The sequence below is a fragment of the Erythrobacter sp. genome (assembly GCA_019739335.1).
Lineage (GTDB): Bacteria > Pseudomonadota > Alphaproteobacteria > Sphingomonadales > Sphingomonadaceae > Alteraurantiacibacter.
On record CP073261.1, the window covers coordinates 1,788,522 to 1,803,056 of the forward strand.

The 14,535-nt window shown below is 63.2% G+C and carries 16 protein-coding genes; 13 read left to right on the forward strand and 3 right to left on the reverse strand.

Going from position 1 to position 14,535, the window contains the following annotated elements:
- Positions 1-66: 66 nt before the first annotated feature.
- Genes scpB through tatC form a run of 4 tightly spaced genes read left to right on the forward strand, consistent with a single transcriptional unit; the run spans position 67 to position 2,371 of the window.
- On the forward strand, positions 67-753 hold the full coding sequence (gene scpB / locus JY451_08845; GenBank protein QZH73883.1) for an SMC-Scp complex subunit ScpB: 687 nt from the start codon (positions 67-69) through the stop codon (positions 751-753).
- A gap of 34 nt (positions 754-787) precedes the next feature.
- Positions 788-1,027, forward strand: coding sequence for a twin-arginine translocase TatA/TatE family subunit (gene tatA, locus JY451_08850; protein ID QZH73884.1), 240 nt, complete (start codon positions 788-790; stop codon positions 1,025-1,027).
- A 24-nt stretch (positions 1,028-1,051) separates the two neighbouring features.
- Positions 1,052-1,546, forward strand: coding sequence for a twin-arginine translocase subunit TatB (tatB, locus tag JY451_08855; protein ID QZH73885.1), 495 nt, complete (start codon positions 1,052-1,054; stop codon positions 1,544-1,546).
- Between the two features lie 3 nt (positions 1,547-1,549).
- The gene (gene tatC / locus JY451_08860) at positions 1,550-2,371 is read left to right on the forward strand and encodes a twin-arginine translocase subunit TatC (protein ID QZH73886.1); all 822 of its coding nucleotides are present in this window, start codon (positions 1,550-1,552) and stop codon (positions 2,369-2,371) included.
- A gap of 77 nt (positions 2,372-2,448) precedes the next feature.
- Here the strand turns inward: tatC and JY451_08865 are convergent, their stop codons facing one another.
- Positions 2,449-2,679: a hypothetical protein gene (locus JY451_08865; protein QZH73887.1), complete on the reverse strand. Its 231-nt coding sequence runs from the start codon at positions 2,677-2,679 to the stop codon at positions 2,449-2,451.
- Between the two features lie 304 nt (positions 2,680-2,983).
- Here JY451_08865 and JY451_08870 point away from each other — a divergent pair, with 304 nt between their 5' ends.
- From JY451_08870 to JY451_08880, 3 genes are read left to right on the forward strand one after another with little or no spacing between them, the layout of a single operon-like run.
- Positions 2,984-4,021 (forward strand): extracellular solute-binding protein, encoded by a 1,038-nt coding sequence (locus JY451_08870; protein ID QZH73888.1) that lies wholly within the window; start codon positions 2,984-2,986, stop codon positions 4,019-4,021.
- Between the two features lie 56 nt (positions 4,022-4,077).
- The gene (locus JY451_08875; GenBank protein ID QZH73889.1) at positions 4,078-5,607 is read left to right on the forward strand and encodes an iron ABC transporter permease; all 1,530 of its coding nucleotides are present in this window, start codon (positions 4,078-4,080) and stop codon (positions 5,605-5,607) included.
- 9 nt (positions 5,608-5,616) lie between these two features.
- Positions 5,617-6,630, forward strand: a complete 1,014-nt coding sequence (locus JY451_08880) for an ABC transporter ATP-binding protein (protein ID QZH73890.1) — start codon at positions 5,617-5,619, stop codon at positions 6,628-6,630.
- On the opposite strand, the gene JY451_08885 is transcribed toward JY451_08880, so the two are convergent.
- Positions 6,618-7,289 (reverse strand): TetR/AcrR family transcriptional regulator, encoded by a 672-nt coding sequence (locus tag JY451_08885; GenBank protein QZH73891.1) that lies wholly within the window; start codon positions 7,287-7,289, stop codon positions 6,618-6,620. The genes JY451_08880 and JY451_08885 overlap by 13 nt on opposite strands.
- 114 nt (positions 7,290-7,403) lie before the next feature.
- Here JY451_08885 and JY451_08890 point away from each other — a divergent pair, with 114 nt between their 5' ends.
- From JY451_08890 to JY451_08905, 4 genes are all read left to right on the forward strand, one after another.
- Positions 7,404-8,501 carry an LLM class flavin-dependent oxidoreductase gene (locus tag JY451_08890; protein ID QZH73892.1) on the forward strand — a complete coding sequence of 366 codons (1,098 nt, stop codon included), beginning with the start codon at positions 7,404-7,406 and terminating at the stop codon, positions 8,499-8,501.
- A gap of 20 nt (positions 8,502-8,521) precedes the next feature.
- Positions 8,522-9,091, forward strand: a complete 570-nt coding sequence (locus JY451_08895) for an NAD(P)H-dependent oxidoreductase (GenBank protein QZH76657.1) — start codon at positions 8,522-8,524, stop codon at positions 9,089-9,091.
- Positions 9,092-9,172: 81 nt separating this feature from the next.
- Positions 9,173-11,530, forward strand: coding sequence for a TonB-dependent receptor (locus JY451_08900; GenBank protein ID QZH73893.1), 2,358 nt, complete (start codon positions 9,173-9,175; stop codon positions 11,528-11,530).
- A gap of 75 nt (positions 11,531-11,605) precedes the next feature.
- Positions 11,606-12,571 carry a nucleoside hydrolase gene (locus JY451_08905; protein QZH73894.1) on the forward strand — a complete coding sequence of 322 codons (966 nt, stop codon included), beginning with the start codon at positions 11,606-11,608 and terminating at the stop codon, positions 12,569-12,571.
- Between the two features lie 6 nt (positions 12,572-12,577).
- On the opposite strand, the gene JY451_08910 is transcribed toward JY451_08905, so the two are convergent.
- Positions 12,578-12,985 carry a DoxX family protein gene (locus JY451_08910; GenBank protein QZH73895.1) on the reverse strand — a complete coding sequence of 136 codons (408 nt, stop codon included), beginning with the start codon at positions 12,983-12,985 and terminating at the stop codon, positions 12,578-12,580.
- A 151-nt stretch (positions 12,986-13,136) separates the two neighbouring features.
- Here JY451_08910 and JY451_08915 point away from each other — a divergent pair, with 151 nt between their 5' ends.
- On the forward strand, positions 13,137-14,144 hold the full coding sequence (locus JY451_08915; GenBank protein QZH73896.1) for a TIM barrel protein: 1,008 nt from the start codon (positions 13,137-13,139) through the stop codon (positions 14,142-14,144).
- Positions 14,145-14,157: 13 nt separating this feature from the next.
- A complete protein-coding gene (locus JY451_08920) occupies positions 14,158-14,535 on the forward strand; it encodes a hypothetical protein (GenBank protein ID QZH73897.1) in 378 nt (125 codons plus the stop codon).

A 14,535-nucleotide genomic window follows, 5' to 3' on the forward strand; every position in this document is an offset into this window, starting at 1 on the left:
CCGCTCTCGCAACGGCGGGACTGGATTGCTTCGCTGCGCTCGCAATGACGAAGGGGAGGCGAAGGAATGACTCCCCCCTCTGAACTCGCCCGCGCCCTCGAAGCCTGCCTTTTCGCCGCCGAGGAGCCGCTGACGCGCGAACAGCTTTCCGCGCAGCTTGGCGATGCCGATGTGTCGGAGGCGCTGGCCGAACTCCAGCAAGCCTATGCGGCGCGTGGCGTTCATCTGGTCGAACGCGGCAAGCGCTGGCAGTTCCAGACCGCTCCCGATCTGGCGCACTTGTTGCGGCGGGAGAAGGAGCAACCGCGCCGTTTAAGCCGCGCGGCCACCGAAGTGCTGGCCATCGTCGCCTATCACGAACCCGTCAGCCGCGCCGAGATCGAAGCGATCCGCGGGGTGCAGACCAGCGCGGGCACGCTCGACGTACTGATGGAAGCGGGCTGGGTTCGGGTTTCGGGGCGACGCGAAGTGCCCGGACGGCCGGTGATCTATGCCACCACCCCCGATTTTCTCAGCCATTTCGGGCTGGAATCGCGCAAGGACCTGCCGGGGCTGGACGAGCTCAAGGCCGCAGGGCTGCTCGATCCGGTGGACGATGCCTACGACGAGATGATGGCGAAAAAGGAAGAAGCCCTTGCCGCGAAGGCCGCAGCGGAGGATAAAGCGGGCGAATCCGGTCCCGTAGGCCCCGATGGCGGCGACCGCGAAGGCGAATTTGCCGCCATGCTGGAAAACCGGGACGAAAGCGCCTAGATTGGGCATATAGTCCTACCACGAGGAAATACGCATGCAGCCAGGTATTTGGCAGATTCTGATTATCGCCATCGTCGTGCTCGTCCTGTTCGGGCGCGGGCGGATTTCGGATATGATGGGCGATTTCGGCAAGGGAATCAGCAGCTTCAAGAAGGGCATGAGTGAGGAGACGCGCGCGTCTTCCGAACCCAACCCGCGTATTGAAGCGCCGGCCTCCGCGCCCGCCACGTCCGAAACGTCCACTGAAACCGCGCGCGACAGCAACGCCTCCTAACGAACGAGCGAGAGCGCCGCAGCCATGTTCGATATCGGCGCAACCGAATTGCTGCTCATCGTGATTGTGGCGATCCTGGTGATCGGCCCAAAGGACATGCCGGCGGCCCTGCGTATGGTGGGGCGCTGGGTTGGCAAGATGCGCAAGCTCTCCGCCCAGTTCCGCAGCGGCTTCGACTCGATGGTGCGCGAGGCCGAGCTCGAGGACATGGAGAAGAAGTGGAAGGCGCAGAACGAAAAGATCATGCGCGAACACCCGGAAGGCGCTCCGGCGGAAATGGAACCGACCGGGGCCTATCCCGCCACTATGACGCCGCACAAGGCCGATGAACTGAAAATCATCGCTGCCAAGCAGGAAGCAGCTGCGGAGCAGGCGAAGGATCTGGCAGCAGCGGCAGACCGGGCGACGACACCGACACCCGGCGACCCCGCTTCGGCCACTGGCGATGCCGATCCTGCAAGTGACAGCAGAGCGGCGGCGGAAACCTCCCCCGTTTCCAATATCGCGAAGAAGGCCTGACCCATGGCCTTCAAGATCAAGGATCTGGACGATGCTCAGGCACCGCTGCTCGATCACCTGATAGAACTGCGCGGACGGCTGGTGAAGGCGGTGGCGGCGCTGGCCGTGGCGTTCGGCATTTGCTTCTATTTTGCCGACCAGATTTTCGGCTTCCTTGTCCGTCCGTTGACCCAGGCCTTTCCCGAAGGCGAAGGTCAGCTGATCTATACGCGGCTCTACGAAGCCTTTTTCGTCGAGATCAAGGTCGCGCTGTTTGCGGCCTTTTTCCTCGCCTTCCCGATCATTGCCAACCAGCTCTGGGCCTTTGTCGCTCCCGGTCTCTACGCCCGCGAGAAGCGCGCTTTCCTGCCGTTCATCATCGCCACGCCGGTGCTGTTCATAGCGGGCGGATCGCTGGCCTATTTCGCGGTGATGCCGCTGGCTTTCACCTGGTTCCTGGGGTTCCAGGGTGAATCGGGCGGGCTGGAGGCGCAGGCGCTGCCCGCAATGGGCGATTACCTCGATCTGGTGATGCAGTTCATCCTCGCCTTCGGGGTCAGCTTCCTGCTGCCGGTGCTATTGCTGTTGCTAAATCGCGCGGGGCTGGTGTCACGAGCGCAACTTGCGGGGGCGCGGCGCTATGTGATCGTGGCGGTCTTCGTGGTGGCGGCGCTGATTACCCCGCCCGACGTCGTTTCGCAGATCATGCTTGCCACGCCGCTGATCCTGCTGTTCGAAGGATCGCTGGTGCTAATGCGGTTCGGCGAGAAGAAAGCGGCAGAGGAGCGCGCGCTGCGCGAAGCGGAAAAGGCCGGGGGCACGCCTGCGGGAGACGCGGCGGAGTAGGCGGATACGAAAACGGGGCCGGATCGGCCCCGTTGCTTTGCGGTAATTTTCCTGCCTGGTGTAATTTTCCACCTGGCTCAGGGGCTGGTCGGCAGATCGTCCTCGTCGCCGCCTTCCAGCGCGATGACCACAGCACCGGCGATCAGCGCCAGAGCGATCAGGCCAATCAGGATACCGCTGGTGCCAGCCCCCTCGGCCTGTCCCTCAACCGGAGCAGAAGTCCGTGCGATCGGCGCGGACTGTGCCAGTACAGGGGTGGCGGAAAGCGCAATGGCGGCGGCGGCGGTCGTGAAGATCCTGGCGATCATCGGACAAATCCTTGTTCGTAGTGCGTCGTTGCCCGGAGTTTAACGAGCCATTGTGGCATTGGCGAGACAGAATAGGCCTGCATCCGCGGGTTGGCGAGAGATGCTTATGCAATGGCAGCCGGCCAAACGGTTGCAGAGAGCATTCGCGATTCACCCACAGCGCCCGCGCTCTCGAGGTGTTGCATTTGATAATCATTCGTAACAAATCAATTGCGAATGGTTCGCAGTCTTGCAAAGAGCCGCGTCGCGTTCTATTCGACAAACCAGAAAAGCGCCGGATTGTCACGGTTGAAGGAGAAGCAGGTTGCGCAGCAAGCGGATTGTCATGGTGCTGGCGGGGTTCATCGGGCTCGGCGCCTGCTCGGCGCAGGAGGATGCCAGCAATGGTGGCGAGGTCGTCAACCTCTATTCCGCGCGCCATTATGACAGCGACCAGGCGCTCTATGATCGTTTCACCGAGGAAACCGGCATCACCATCAACGTGATGGAAGGCAGCGCCGATGAGCTGGTGGCCCGCATGACCAGCGAAGGCGACAACAGCCCGGCAGACCTGTTCATCGCCGCCGATGCCGGTGCCCTGTGGCGCGCCCAGCAAGCGAGCCTGTTCCAGCCTGTGACCTCCGCAACCCTCGACGACCGGATTCCCGCCAACCTGCGCGAGCCTGATGGCCATTGGTACGGCTTCATGCGCCGGGCCCGGGTGGTCGCCTATGATCCTGCCAAGGTCTCTCCCGAAGAGATCGACGACTATGCCAAGCTTGCCACTCCCCGTTTCCGCGGGCGGATCTGCGTCCGTTCGTCCGACAGCGTTTACAACCTTTCGCTGGTCGGTGCGCTGATCGAAGCCTGGGGCGAGGAGCGCGCGGGCGATTGGGTAGAAGGAATTGTCGCCAACATGGCCCGCCCGCCGGAAGGCGGCGACCGCGATCAGATCCGCGCCGTGGGTGCCGGTGTCTGCGAAGTCGCGCTGACGAACAGCTATTATTACATCCGCATGGCCAACAGCGATGATCCCGCCGACCGGGCAGTGACCGAACGGGTGGCCCTTGCCTACCCCAGCCTGGACGGGCAGGGCGCGCATGTGAACATCTCGGGCGGCGGCGTCGCACGCAATGCTCCCAATCGTGACAACGCGGTGCGGTTGCTCGAATTTCTCGCCTCGGCAGAAACCCAGACCTATATCTCGGCCAACAACAACGAATATCCCGCCTCGCCCGATGTTGCTGCACCGGCTCCGGTAGATGCCTATGCCGACTTCAGCGCGCATCCGATGGCAGTGGCGGCATTCGCGGCGCGGCAGCCGCAAGCGCAATCGTTGATGAGCGCGGCGGGCTGGCGCTGACCGCCGCCAGCTTCCCGCGATCCGCTGCATCCCGCCTGCCAACGCCGCTGGCGGCAATGGCGGCGATAGCAGGCTTTATCGTCCTGCTCCCGCTGGCGGGCGTTGTGCTGGCGGCATTCGGTAGCGGGACTGCCGATATCGCCGGGCGCGATATTGCGCGCTACGCCGCAACCTCGGCGTGGCTGGCGCTGCTGGTGGGCCTGACCACTGCCACAACCGGGACATTGGCAGCATGGTTGGTTGCCATGCACAGATTCCCCGGCCGGGGCCTGTTTGCCTGGGCACTTGCCCTGCCGTTGGCGGTTCCTGCTTTCGCGCTGGCCTATAGCTACGCCGATCTGTTCGACGTGGCTGGGCCGCTGCGCACGGCGATGCGCGACGGGCTGGGCATGGACCTGCCGTTTTCGATGCGCAGCATCGGCGGCGCGGCTTTCGTGCTTTCGGCGGCTTTCTACCCTTATGTGTATCTCGCCATGCGCAGCGCCTTCATCAACCAGTCGGTCAACGTGCTCGAAGCGTCGGCAATGCTCGGTTGCAGCGGCTGGCGAGCGCTATGGCGGGTGGCGCTGCCGATGGCCCGACCGGCATTGGCGGCGGGCGTGGCGCTGGCGATGATGGAAGTTCTGGCCGATTTTGGCGCAGTCCGGTTCCTCAGCGTCCAGACCTTGACCACCGGCATCGTGCGCGCATGGACCGTCTATGGATCGACCGTCAGCGCGGCCCGCTTCGCCCTGCCGCTGCTTGCGGCGGCAGCGGTGCTTCTGTGGCTCGAGCGGGCCATGCGCAAGGGCCGCGCGCATGAAAGCGGGCGGGGCCGCTGGCGCCAGTGGGAACCGCAGCCTCTGCCCCGTTGGCGGGGGTGGCTGGCAACGGGATTCTGCCTGTTCCTCCTGACTGCCGGCCTGCTGCTCCCGGTCGGCTGGCTGGCGTGGAATTTCGGCGCAGTCTCGCCCGATTGGGCGCGACTTGGCGAAGCCATGCAGAACAGTCTCTTCCTCGCGGTGGCCGGAGCGCTGCTTACCGTGCTGCTGGCCACGATGCTGGCCCTGGGTACCCGCAGCCTGCCGCTGGCGGCGCGGATCGCCAGTCTTGGCTATGCCACCCCGGGAGCGGTGATGGCGATCGGCCTGCTTGCACCGGCCGGAGTGATCTGGTCGTTCCATCAAGGTTCGGGGATGGCGATTGCCATCGGCCTGCTGCTGCTGGCCTATGCAGCACGACTGATGGCGGCAGCAGTCGAACCTATCGATGCAGGGCTGGCGCGGGTGACACCATCGATGGTGCAAGCCGCGCGAACACTCGGTCGCACCGAAACTGCTGCGTCGATCGCCGTCGAACTGCCCATCGCCCGCGGTGCAATGCTGACTGCCGGACTGATCGTGTTTGTCGATATTCTCAAGGAACTCCCGGCCACGCTGATCCTGCGTCCTTTCAACTTCGATACCCTGGCGGTGGCAGCCCATCACTATGCCATCGACGAGCGACTGGGACAGGCGGGGCCGCCATCATTGTTGATACTTGCGCTATCGCTCCCCACGGTGATCTGGCTGTCGCGACGAATTGCGCAGGCGCGTCCGGGATACTAGACGCGGGGCGTGACAGATTCCCCGATCCTGACCCTACGCGGCGTAACGCGTCGTTACGGCGCGCACGAAGTCGTCAGTGCAGCCAGCTTTGCGCTCCAGCCGGGACGGATTGCCTGCCTGCTCGGTCCGTCCGGTTGCGGCAAGAGTACGATCCTGCGTATGGTAGCCGGGCTCGAGCCCGTGGATGCGGGTGAAATCGAAATATCCGGCCATGTGGTTTCCGGTCCGGGCAGCACGCTTTCTCCCGAACGGCGCGGAGTGGGGCTGGTGTTCCAGGACAATGCCCTTTTCCCCCATCTGAACGTGCGCGAAAATGTCGGGTTCGGAATCCGGTCACTTGGCAAGCAGGCGCGTGACGCGCTGGTACAGGAATTGCTAACGCGGCTTCATGTCGAGCATCTGGCCGAACAATGGCCGCATACCCTTTCCGGCGGAGAGCAGCAGCGGGTCGCGATCGCGCGGGCCCTGGCGAGAGAGCCGGTGCTGCTGCTGCTGGATGAACCGTTTTCGGGCCTTGATGGCCATTTGCGCGCGCAAATCCGGCGCTCGCTGATGGCTGATCTGCAAGCTGTGGGAACGACCGTGCTGATCGTCACCCACGATCCCGAAGAAGCGATGCTACTTGCCGACGATCTGATCCTGATGGCAGACGGCAAGATCCTGCAAACCGGGTCACCCGCCGAGTGTTACGACAGGCCGGCATCGCTGGTGGCCGCGCGGCTGCTGGGCGATGCGTTCGAGATATCGGCGGACGCTGGCGCTGCACTCCTGCCCGGCGCCGATTCCCGGTTCGGCGCAGTTGCAGCCGATGTGCCGCTGATCCTGCGTTCGAAGGATTTGGTGATCGCCGCGGAAGGGCTGCCTGCCACAGTCATGGCCGTCCGCAGAATCGGGCGTGAAACGCTGGCCAGTGTCGAAAGCGCCGTGGGTGAAATCGCGTTAAGGTCGGAAACAGCCGGGCTGTCGGCGGGGCAGGTCATCCACCTGCAATTGCGCAATGACGTTGCGTCCTATTCTGCGTAGCGCAGGTAAGCGTAGGCCATCTTCGCCAATTCCTTCTGCATCACTTCCCACACATCCTCGTCACCCGATTCGGGAGTCGAGCCGAGGCCGAACTGGCGGGCAATGGTGGCGAAGACGATTTGCATCACAGCATGGGCCTTCTCGCGCGGATCGCTGCCGGCGATTTCGTCCTTGAATTGCAGGATCGCGTCCACCGCCATTGTCATGGATCGGCGTGCGGTTTCCTTGCCCGGCCCGGAGACTGCCGGATCGACACTGGCGCGCTGCATGATCGCGCGCAGGATACGGGCATGCTCCTCGAGGTTGCGGCTGTAGCGATCGATGAATCGGGTGAGGAACGTGCGCAAATCCTGCTGGTCCTGCAAAACTTCCGCAACCATCGCTTCTTCCGTTGCGATCACGTCTTCCAGTTCGCGGGCGATCACGGCGTGCAGCAGCCGGTCCTTGCTCTGGAAGCGCAGGTAGATCGAGCCGATCGAGACCGCGCCCAGGTCGCTGACATCCTGAAGGGTGAAATCCTCGCTCCCGCGTTCGAGCATCAGCGCCTTGGTGGCATCGAGCATCCTTTCATAGGAGGCGAGGCTGCGACCCTGCAGCGGCTTCGTGCTGATCGCATTGGTGGCGAGCGCTTCGGTTTCAGGCCCGAGGGTGGTTGACATGTGGGTTGTTGAGTCTAATAAAACTAGAACGTCAATTCTAATTGATGCTGGACATCCGGTTTTAGTCCGCGCGGCGCGCTGCGGAAGGGGCCGGAGCGGGAGAGGGAAGTTTCCATGCGTTTTTCAGTGTTTCTCAATGCGCGTTCGATGCGGCCGGAGGAAGACCGGCAGCTGATGCACGACCTTGAGTCGCATGCGCTGCTGGCGGGGAGCAAGGGCTTCTCGGCGATCTTCATGCCTGATCACCACTTCAACGGCTATATGCCGCTGGCGAGCGACAGCTTCATCTTCGCCGCCTTCCTGGCCGCGAAAATGCCGCACATTCATTTCGGCTTCTCGGTCGTCTCGGTCCCGCTGCACCATCCGGTGCGCTTCGTGGAGCGGATCAACTTGCTTGATCAGCTGACTGACGGCAAGCTGCTGGTCGGCGTGGGCAGCGGCACCACGCCGGAGGAGATGATCGGCTTTGGCGTGACCTATGCCGAATCGAAGGACATTTCGGATCGCAATCTGGATCTGGCCGAGCAGCTCTGGGCCAAGGGAATGGAAGATCCGGCGGTGGAAATCGACAACGGCCCGCACAAGGGCCGCGTGCTCCAGCGGATCGCTCCGGCCAGCTATACCCCGCGCCACGCCCCGCTGATGCCAGTGGCGATGAAGGAAGCGAGCACCCGCCGTGCGGCGGAGAACGGCTGGCCCGCTTTCATCCCCGCCTTCACTCCGCCGCAGATCGGCGGGACCGAACCGTTCAAGCACGTGAGCAAGTATTTCGATGCCTACCGCACCGCGCTCGATGCCGCCGGGCATGACGAGGCAACGCGGGCCAAGGCGCTCGACTGGACCACCCACACCTACCAGTGCGTCCACGTGGCCGAGAGCGACGACCAGGCGCGCGAGGAACTGGAAGTGATCCTGCGCGCCTATCAGGATGCAGTGGAACGCGAGGCCGAATTCAACGCCCGCGCCGAAAGCGACAGCGCCAACACCAAGACCGACCGTACGCCCGATGCGCTGAGCGAGGATTGGATCGGCACCTGGTGTCTTTACGGTTCGCCTGAAACGGTGATTGAGCATCTGCAACCCTACAAGGAGCTGGGCATCGGCAACGTGCTGTGCGGCACCACCACCGGACCGCTGACCCCCGAACGGCTGCGGCTGGGCAACCAGACGCTCGACCTGCTGGCGCAGCACGTGCTCCCGGCGCTGGCCTGATGGCTGGCACGGCCAAGCCGATGCCGCGCATCGTCGGGATCGGCGGCACCCAGCGGCCCGGATCGAGCAGCGAACTGCTGGTGAAGACGGTGCTCGACATCTGCGCCACCCACGGTGCGCAGACGCGCCTGTTCGGCGGGCAGGAACTGGCCGCACTACCCCATTACGATCCGTACCGGCGCGACCGCACGGCGGGCGAAAGCGAACTGATCGAAGCGGTGCGCGCAGCCGACGGCATCATTATCGCATCCCCCAGCTATCACGGCGGCGTATCCGGCGTGATCAAGAACGCGATCGACCTGCTGGAAGAGCTGCGGCAGGATCCGCGCCCCTATTTCGACGGGCGGCCCGTTGGCCTGCTGGTCTCTGCCTCCGGTTGGCAGGCGGGCGGAGTCACCCTCGCTGCACTACGCGGGATCGTCCATGCCATGCGCGGCTGGCCCACACCGATGGGGATCGCCATCAACACGCTGGAGCAAAAGCCTTTCGATGCCGACGGACGTTTGGTGGACGACAAGCTTGGCGTCCAGCTTGATGCAATGGCGCAACAGTTGGCGATCGGCTGTTTGGGCCTGAGCCAGCGGCATTGACTCAGATCAAAAGCAAAATTATAACTCGCATTCTAATATGGTTTCACGCACGACAGAGGTCGGCGTTTTCGGGAGGGAAATATGAAAAGGCTCAAGAGCAAAACCGTGTGGTTCCTGGGTTGCGCGGCGCTGGCCGTAGCGGCCCCCGCTGCGGCGCAGGACGCAGAAGGCCAGGCGGAAGAAAACGTCATCCTGGTTACCGCGCAGAACCGCGCGCAAAACGTGCAGGATGTGCCGATCGCGATGGATGTGGTCGGTGCCGACGAGCTCGCGGCTGCCGGATTCAACAGCGCCAACGATTTGTCCGCCATCTCGCCTGCCGTGCAGGTGAACCAGGATCAGGGCACGGTGAAGATCACCTTGCGTGGGATCGGCACCAACTCCAACGATGAATCGCAGGATACCTCGGTGGTCGCCAATATCGACGGCGAATACATCAACCGACCCAACGTTCTGGGCGTTGCCCTGTTCGATCTGGACCGGGTGGAAGTGCTGCGCGGGCCGCAGGGCACCCTCTATGGCCGTAACTCGACCGCCGGTGCAATCAACTTCATCACCCGTCGCCCGAGCGGCGAATTCGGCTTCAACGCCTCGGTCTCCTACGGAAATTACAACCACCTGCGCTTCGATGCCGGGATCGACATTCCGGTGGCCGATATGGGCGGCCTGCGCTTCTCCGGCTTTTATGAAGACCGCGATGGCTATGTCGACCACCCGGCGGGCTACGGCTTCGGCCCGTTCCCGGCCTTTGCCGGCGGCAGTTCGGATACGAACACGACCGGCGGTGGACGGGCGACCCTGTTCCTCGAATCCGATGACGGCCTGACATTCCAGATCGCCGCAGAATATGCCGAGCGGGATTTCGTTCCGCAGGCCTTCGCCTTCGCCGATCTGAATGGCGCGGGCAACGGACCGACCGGCCCCGGCTGCAACGCGAACGGATACGAGCAGGTCGCTCCCGGCTATGCACCGCAGGTGCTGTGCATTCCTTCGCAGACCAACTTCCTCGATAGTCTCGATCGTGGCGAATACCCCTCGCCGGGTTACGGTCTCGGCGATATGGGCGATCAGACCTGGGCCGTGCGCGGCAGGCTCGCCTATGAATTCAGCGAGGCGGCGACGCTCAGCTACATTGCCGGTATCCGCGGGTACGGCGTCGATCCTGACAGCTTCGTGACGCTTCCGGTGACGTACCGCAGCTACAATTACGTCGACGACGTCGAAACCCAGAGCCACGAATTGCGCCTGAACGGCGAAATCGGCGGAATCGTCTACCAGGTCGGCGGTTTCTATTTCGACGAGCAACAGTACAACGAAAGCGGCTTCGTGATCCCGCCGGGTGGCGGCGCGTTCCTCAGCTACTTCGGTCGCGATGTCGGCAGCGACAGCCTCTCGGGCTTCGGCCAGGTGGAAATTCCCCTGGGCGACACGCTCACCGCCATTGCCGGTGCACGTTACACCAGCAATTCGCGCGAGGCAGTCTATCAGAATGCTTCGGCCTTCGGCGCCGGACCGCCCGACCCGCACCTGTTCGGCAACGGCACGGACCGCAAGGACTTCGGCCAGATGCGCTACCTCAGCACGCTCAATCTCGCGAGCGAGGATGAAAGGTTCACCTGGCAACTGGGCCTCAACTACGAGCCCACTCCCGATGTGCTGATCTTCGGCAAGGTTTCGACCGGCTTCAAGGGCGGTGGTTTCGACTCTATCGGGACCTACGATCCGGAAACCAACACCGCTTACGAAGTGGGCGGCAAGTTCACTTTCGGCGATCAGGGCCAATTCCAGCTCAACACCGGTGCATTCTATTATGACTATTCGGGGCTGCAGGTCTCGGTGCTGCTCGATACCGCTGTAGGCGGACAGACCTTCAACGCCGGTGCGGCAACGATTTGGGGGCTGGAAGCCGAGTTCGCTGCCGAGCTGGGCGAGAACACGCTGTTCGACCTTTCAGTGAACTACCTCAGTGCGGAATATGACGAGCTGTTCGCGCAGTTCAACGTGTTCTGCGTCGGCTGCGACTTGAACGGCATCGGTGATCTCGATCCCAACACGGCGGGCGTGCAATCGCCCAACTTCGCCGGCAACACCGCTCCGTTCTCGCCCGAATGGGTGATCCGTGCGGGGCTCCAGCACACCTTCGATCTGGGCAATGCCGGATCGCTGACGGCTGGTGTATCGACCACCTTCAAGAGCTCCTACTTCACCGACTTCTATAACTACGCCGACGGCCAGCAGGACAGCTTCACCCAGACCGACGTGCGGCTGGACTGGCGTTCGGCAAGCGATGTCTTCGGTGTACAGCTCTACGCCCGCAACATCGAGAACGAACGCCCGCTGACCTACGGCAGCTTCGTTTCGGCGGGGCCGGACGATATCTACAACTGGCAGTTCGGCACCCCGATGACCTACGGCGTGCGCCTGATGGTCGATTACTGAGGCCCGATGGACCGATTGCGAGAAGGGCGGCCCGCTGTGGCCGCCCTTTTTTTTCGCACTACGAGGAATATGACAATGCACTTCAACCGACGCATGATCCTGCGTGATGCCGCCTTGGGAGGTTTGCTGCTTGCCTGCCGGCAAGCGCTGCTCGCGAACCAGCGCATTCCGCAGCGACCCTCCGCGCGCGTCATCGTCGACAATGATTTCGCCGGAGACCCTGATGGACTGGTGGGGCTGGCGCACCAGTTGCTTTCACCCAAGACAGTCGTGCCGCTGATTACGGTGTCGGGGCTGGACCGGAATCTTGGCGGGGAAACCGGGAGCACGGTTGTTCCGGGCGCGGAGGCGGCAGCGGAAACGGTCCAGCGGCTTTCGCTGGACCATACCCCTCCCATCGCCAGCGGGCACGAACTGGGTGTGCGCGGGCAAGAGCCATCGGACGCCGCGCGCGCCATCGTGGCCGAAGCGATGCGCGAGGATGCCTTGCCGCTATACTTTTCCTGCGGCGGCCCGCTGACCAACCTTGCCGAAGCACTGGCGCTGGAACCCGCGATAACGGCGCGGATGACGCTGATCTGGATCGGCGGTGGCGGTTATCCCGATGGCGGATGGGAATACAATCTCTCCGCCGATGCCGACGCGGCGCGGCACGTTATCGAAAGCAGCGCCATGCCGGTGTGGCAAATCCCGCTACCCGCCTATCGGTTGATGCAGGTCTCGGTCGCGGAAATGGAAGCCGACATGATGCCGATTTCGGACTTTACTCGCTGGCTTTATGCGCGCTTCACCAATCCCCCGGCGTTCTTCGATCTGGGCGGATCATGGCCAATGGGGGACAGCCCGGCGATCCTGCTGACGGCGATCTCTGCCGAAAGCAGCCGCTACAGCGATCTCCCCGCGCGGCGGATCAATCCCGATCTCAGCTACGGTGAGGAAATACCCGGTCGCACGGTACGGGTGTTCGACGATCTCGACTTGCGGCTGACCTGGGCCGATTTCCTTGCCAAGCTACGCCTGCACGCGGCGCGGACGGGCTAGCGGGCGCTAGGTGGCCCGCCGCCGGTAAAGCCAGACGATTAAGCCGCACAGCGCCAGATACACCGCATTGGCAGGAAGCGCGTGGGCCTCGTCATGGGTGGCGTGGATCAAGGCGGCGGCAACGTGGTTCAGGGTGATCCAGATCGCCGCAAAATAGCCAATCCGGGCCAGCGGACGAAGGGCGAGGCCGAGCAGCATCACGCTCGCCGCCAGCACTTCCAGTACGCCTACCATGCGCCCCAGCCAGACAGGCAGGTGCACCGTCCAGGCGCTGTTCTGGGCGAGAATTTCGATGGGCGAGAAGGCCTTGTGATAGCCCACGAACAGCGAAAACCCGCCGACTGCGAGGACCAGCAGCGCCAGCAGCACGAAGCCGGGCCAGGGCAGTTGCCCGGTAAATCTTTCGCTTCGCATCGCTTTCTCTCCCCTTGGCTCTTGACCTTGAGCCGCTTATAATAGAATGTCCGTTCTAATTAGAAAGCGGGATTCGCGCAAGCCATGCGAAATCCCTTGGGCAAGAGCGGGTGGCGTTTTGGCAGCCGCCGCATGATGGTGGGACAGGACAATGGCAATCAAGCGGGGCGTCAGCCTCTATTCGTTCCAGAACGATACCTTTCAGCAGAAGATGGATCTGGAGGACTGCATCCGCACCTGCGCCGAAATGGGCGCGCGGGGCATCGAGGTAATCGGGGAACAGACCTTCTGGGGCTGGCCTGAATGCGGCGTCGAGGATGCGGCGATCGACAACTGGCACCACCTGATCGCCAAGTACGACTGCGTCCCCGTCAGCCACGATTACATGCTCGATTACAAGCGCTACAAGGGCCGCATCATGCCGTTCGACGAGCAGGTGGCGAGCGTGCGCAACGATATCGATTTCGGCGCTCGGCTGGGCGTTCCCTACATCCGTTCGCTGGTCTCGATCGATCCCGACGTGCTGGTGGCCGCCGCGCCCTATGCCGAGGAAAAGGGCATCAAGCTGCTGACCGAAGTCCACGCGCCGCTGCACTTCGATCACCCGTGGATCCTGCGCATGGCCGAGGCTTTCGAAAAGAGCGGTTCGCCCGCGCTCGGCTTCCTGCCCGACATGGGCATGTTCCTGCACGCTTTCCCGCCCGTCTGGCGCGCCAAGTTCGAGCGGATGGGCGTGCGCAAGGATGTGGCCGACTATATCGTGAAGGCCTACGAAGACCGCGTGCTGAGCGAATATGTGATCCTCGGCGTGCGTGAAATGGGCGGCGAGGGGCCGGCGCTGGCGATGGCCGAAACACTGCGTCACAATGCCGCCTTCGAACCCAAGCGGATGCTCGACCACATGGATCGCATCCACAATATCCACGGCAAGTTCTATGAAATGACCGCCGACTATGTCGAGCCGTCGATCCCCTATGACCAGATCGTCGCAGTCCTCAATCAGGGAGGATACGACGGCTACATCTGCTCCGAATACGAAGGCAACCGCTGGATCGAGGACTTCGAGGAGCCCGACAGCGTCGAGCAGGTGCGCCGCCAGCAGGTGATGCTCGCGCGGCTGCTGGGTGAGCCCGAACCCGCCATGCTGCAAGCCGCTTGAGAGGATACGGACCATGATGGACAACAAGATGATCGTCGAGAACAGCCTCGAAAGCAGCGACAAAGGCTTCGCCTTCTACGGCCGCCTGCCCTATTATCGCGGGCTGGGCCTGTCGATGATCGAGGACATTGCGATCACCGCCGATGGCGAGCCGGTGCCGCGCGAGAATGTGCGGCTGCACCTGCACGGCAAGACCTACACCCTCGAGCAGATGGAAACGGTCTACGATGATCGCTGGAACTTCGGCGAGCAGGCCAAGATCATCGCCATGATGCCCGGCGGGCTGGCCCCCGGCGAGCACACGATCGAATATGCCGTGCGGATGCGGGTCTCGTACCTGCCCTTCGTGCCGACCACGAAAGACGTGAAGCAGCTTTCCCTCGCGGCCTGA

Excerpts from the sequence above, each read along its gene's own strand:
- JY451_08885 (QZH73891.1), bottom strand. The coding sequence starts at position 7,289 with ATGTCAACCACCCTCGGGCCTGAAACCGAAGCGCTCGCCACCAATGCG.
- JY451_08910 (QZH73895.1), bottom strand. The coding sequence starts at position 12,985 with ATGCGAAGCGAAAGATTTACCGGGCAACTGCCCTGGCCCGGCTTCGTG.
- JY451_08905 (QZH73894.1), top strand. The coding sequence starts at position 11,606 with ATGCACTTCAACCGACGCATGATCCTGCGTGATGCCGCCTTGGGAGGT.
- JY451_08900 (QZH73893.1), top strand. The coding sequence starts at position 9,173 with ATGAAAAGGCTCAAGAGCAAAACCGTGTGGTTCCTGGGTTGCGCGGCG.
- tatA (QZH73884.1), top strand. The coding sequence starts at position 788 with ATGCAGCCAGGTATTTGGCAGATTCTGATTATCGCCATCGTCGTGCTC.
- JY451_08865 (QZH73887.1), bottom strand. The coding sequence starts at position 2,679 with ATGATCGCCAGGATCTTCACGACCGCCGCCGCCGCCATTGCGCTTTCC.
- tatC (QZH73886.1), top strand. The coding sequence starts at position 1,550 with ATGGCCTTCAAGATCAAGGATCTGGACGATGCTCAGGCACCGCTGCTC.
- scpB (QZH73883.1), top strand. The coding sequence starts at position 67 with ATGACTCCCCCCTCTGAACTCGCCCGCGCCCTCGAAGCCTGCCTTTTC.
- tatB (QZH73885.1), top strand. The coding sequence starts at position 1,052 with ATGTTCGATATCGGCGCAACCGAATTGCTGCTCATCGTGATTGTGGCG.
- JY451_08915 (QZH73896.1), top strand. The coding sequence starts at position 13,137 with ATGGCAATCAAGCGGGGCGTCAGCCTCTATTCGTTCCAGAACGATACC.
- JY451_08890 (QZH73892.1), top strand. The coding sequence starts at position 7,404 with ATGCGTTTTTCAGTGTTTCTCAATGCGCGTTCGATGCGGCCGGAGGAA.
- JY451_08895 (QZH76657.1), top strand. The coding sequence starts at position 8,522 with ATGCCGCGCATCGTCGGGATCGGCGGCACCCAGCGGCCCGGATCGAGC.
- JY451_08875 (QZH73889.1), top strand. The coding sequence starts at position 4,078 with ATGGCGGCGATAGCAGGCTTTATCGTCCTGCTCCCGCTGGCGGGCGTT.
- JY451_08920 (QZH73897.1), top strand. The coding sequence starts at position 14,158 with ATGATGGACAACAAGATGATCGTCGAGAACAGCCTCGAAAGCAGCGAC.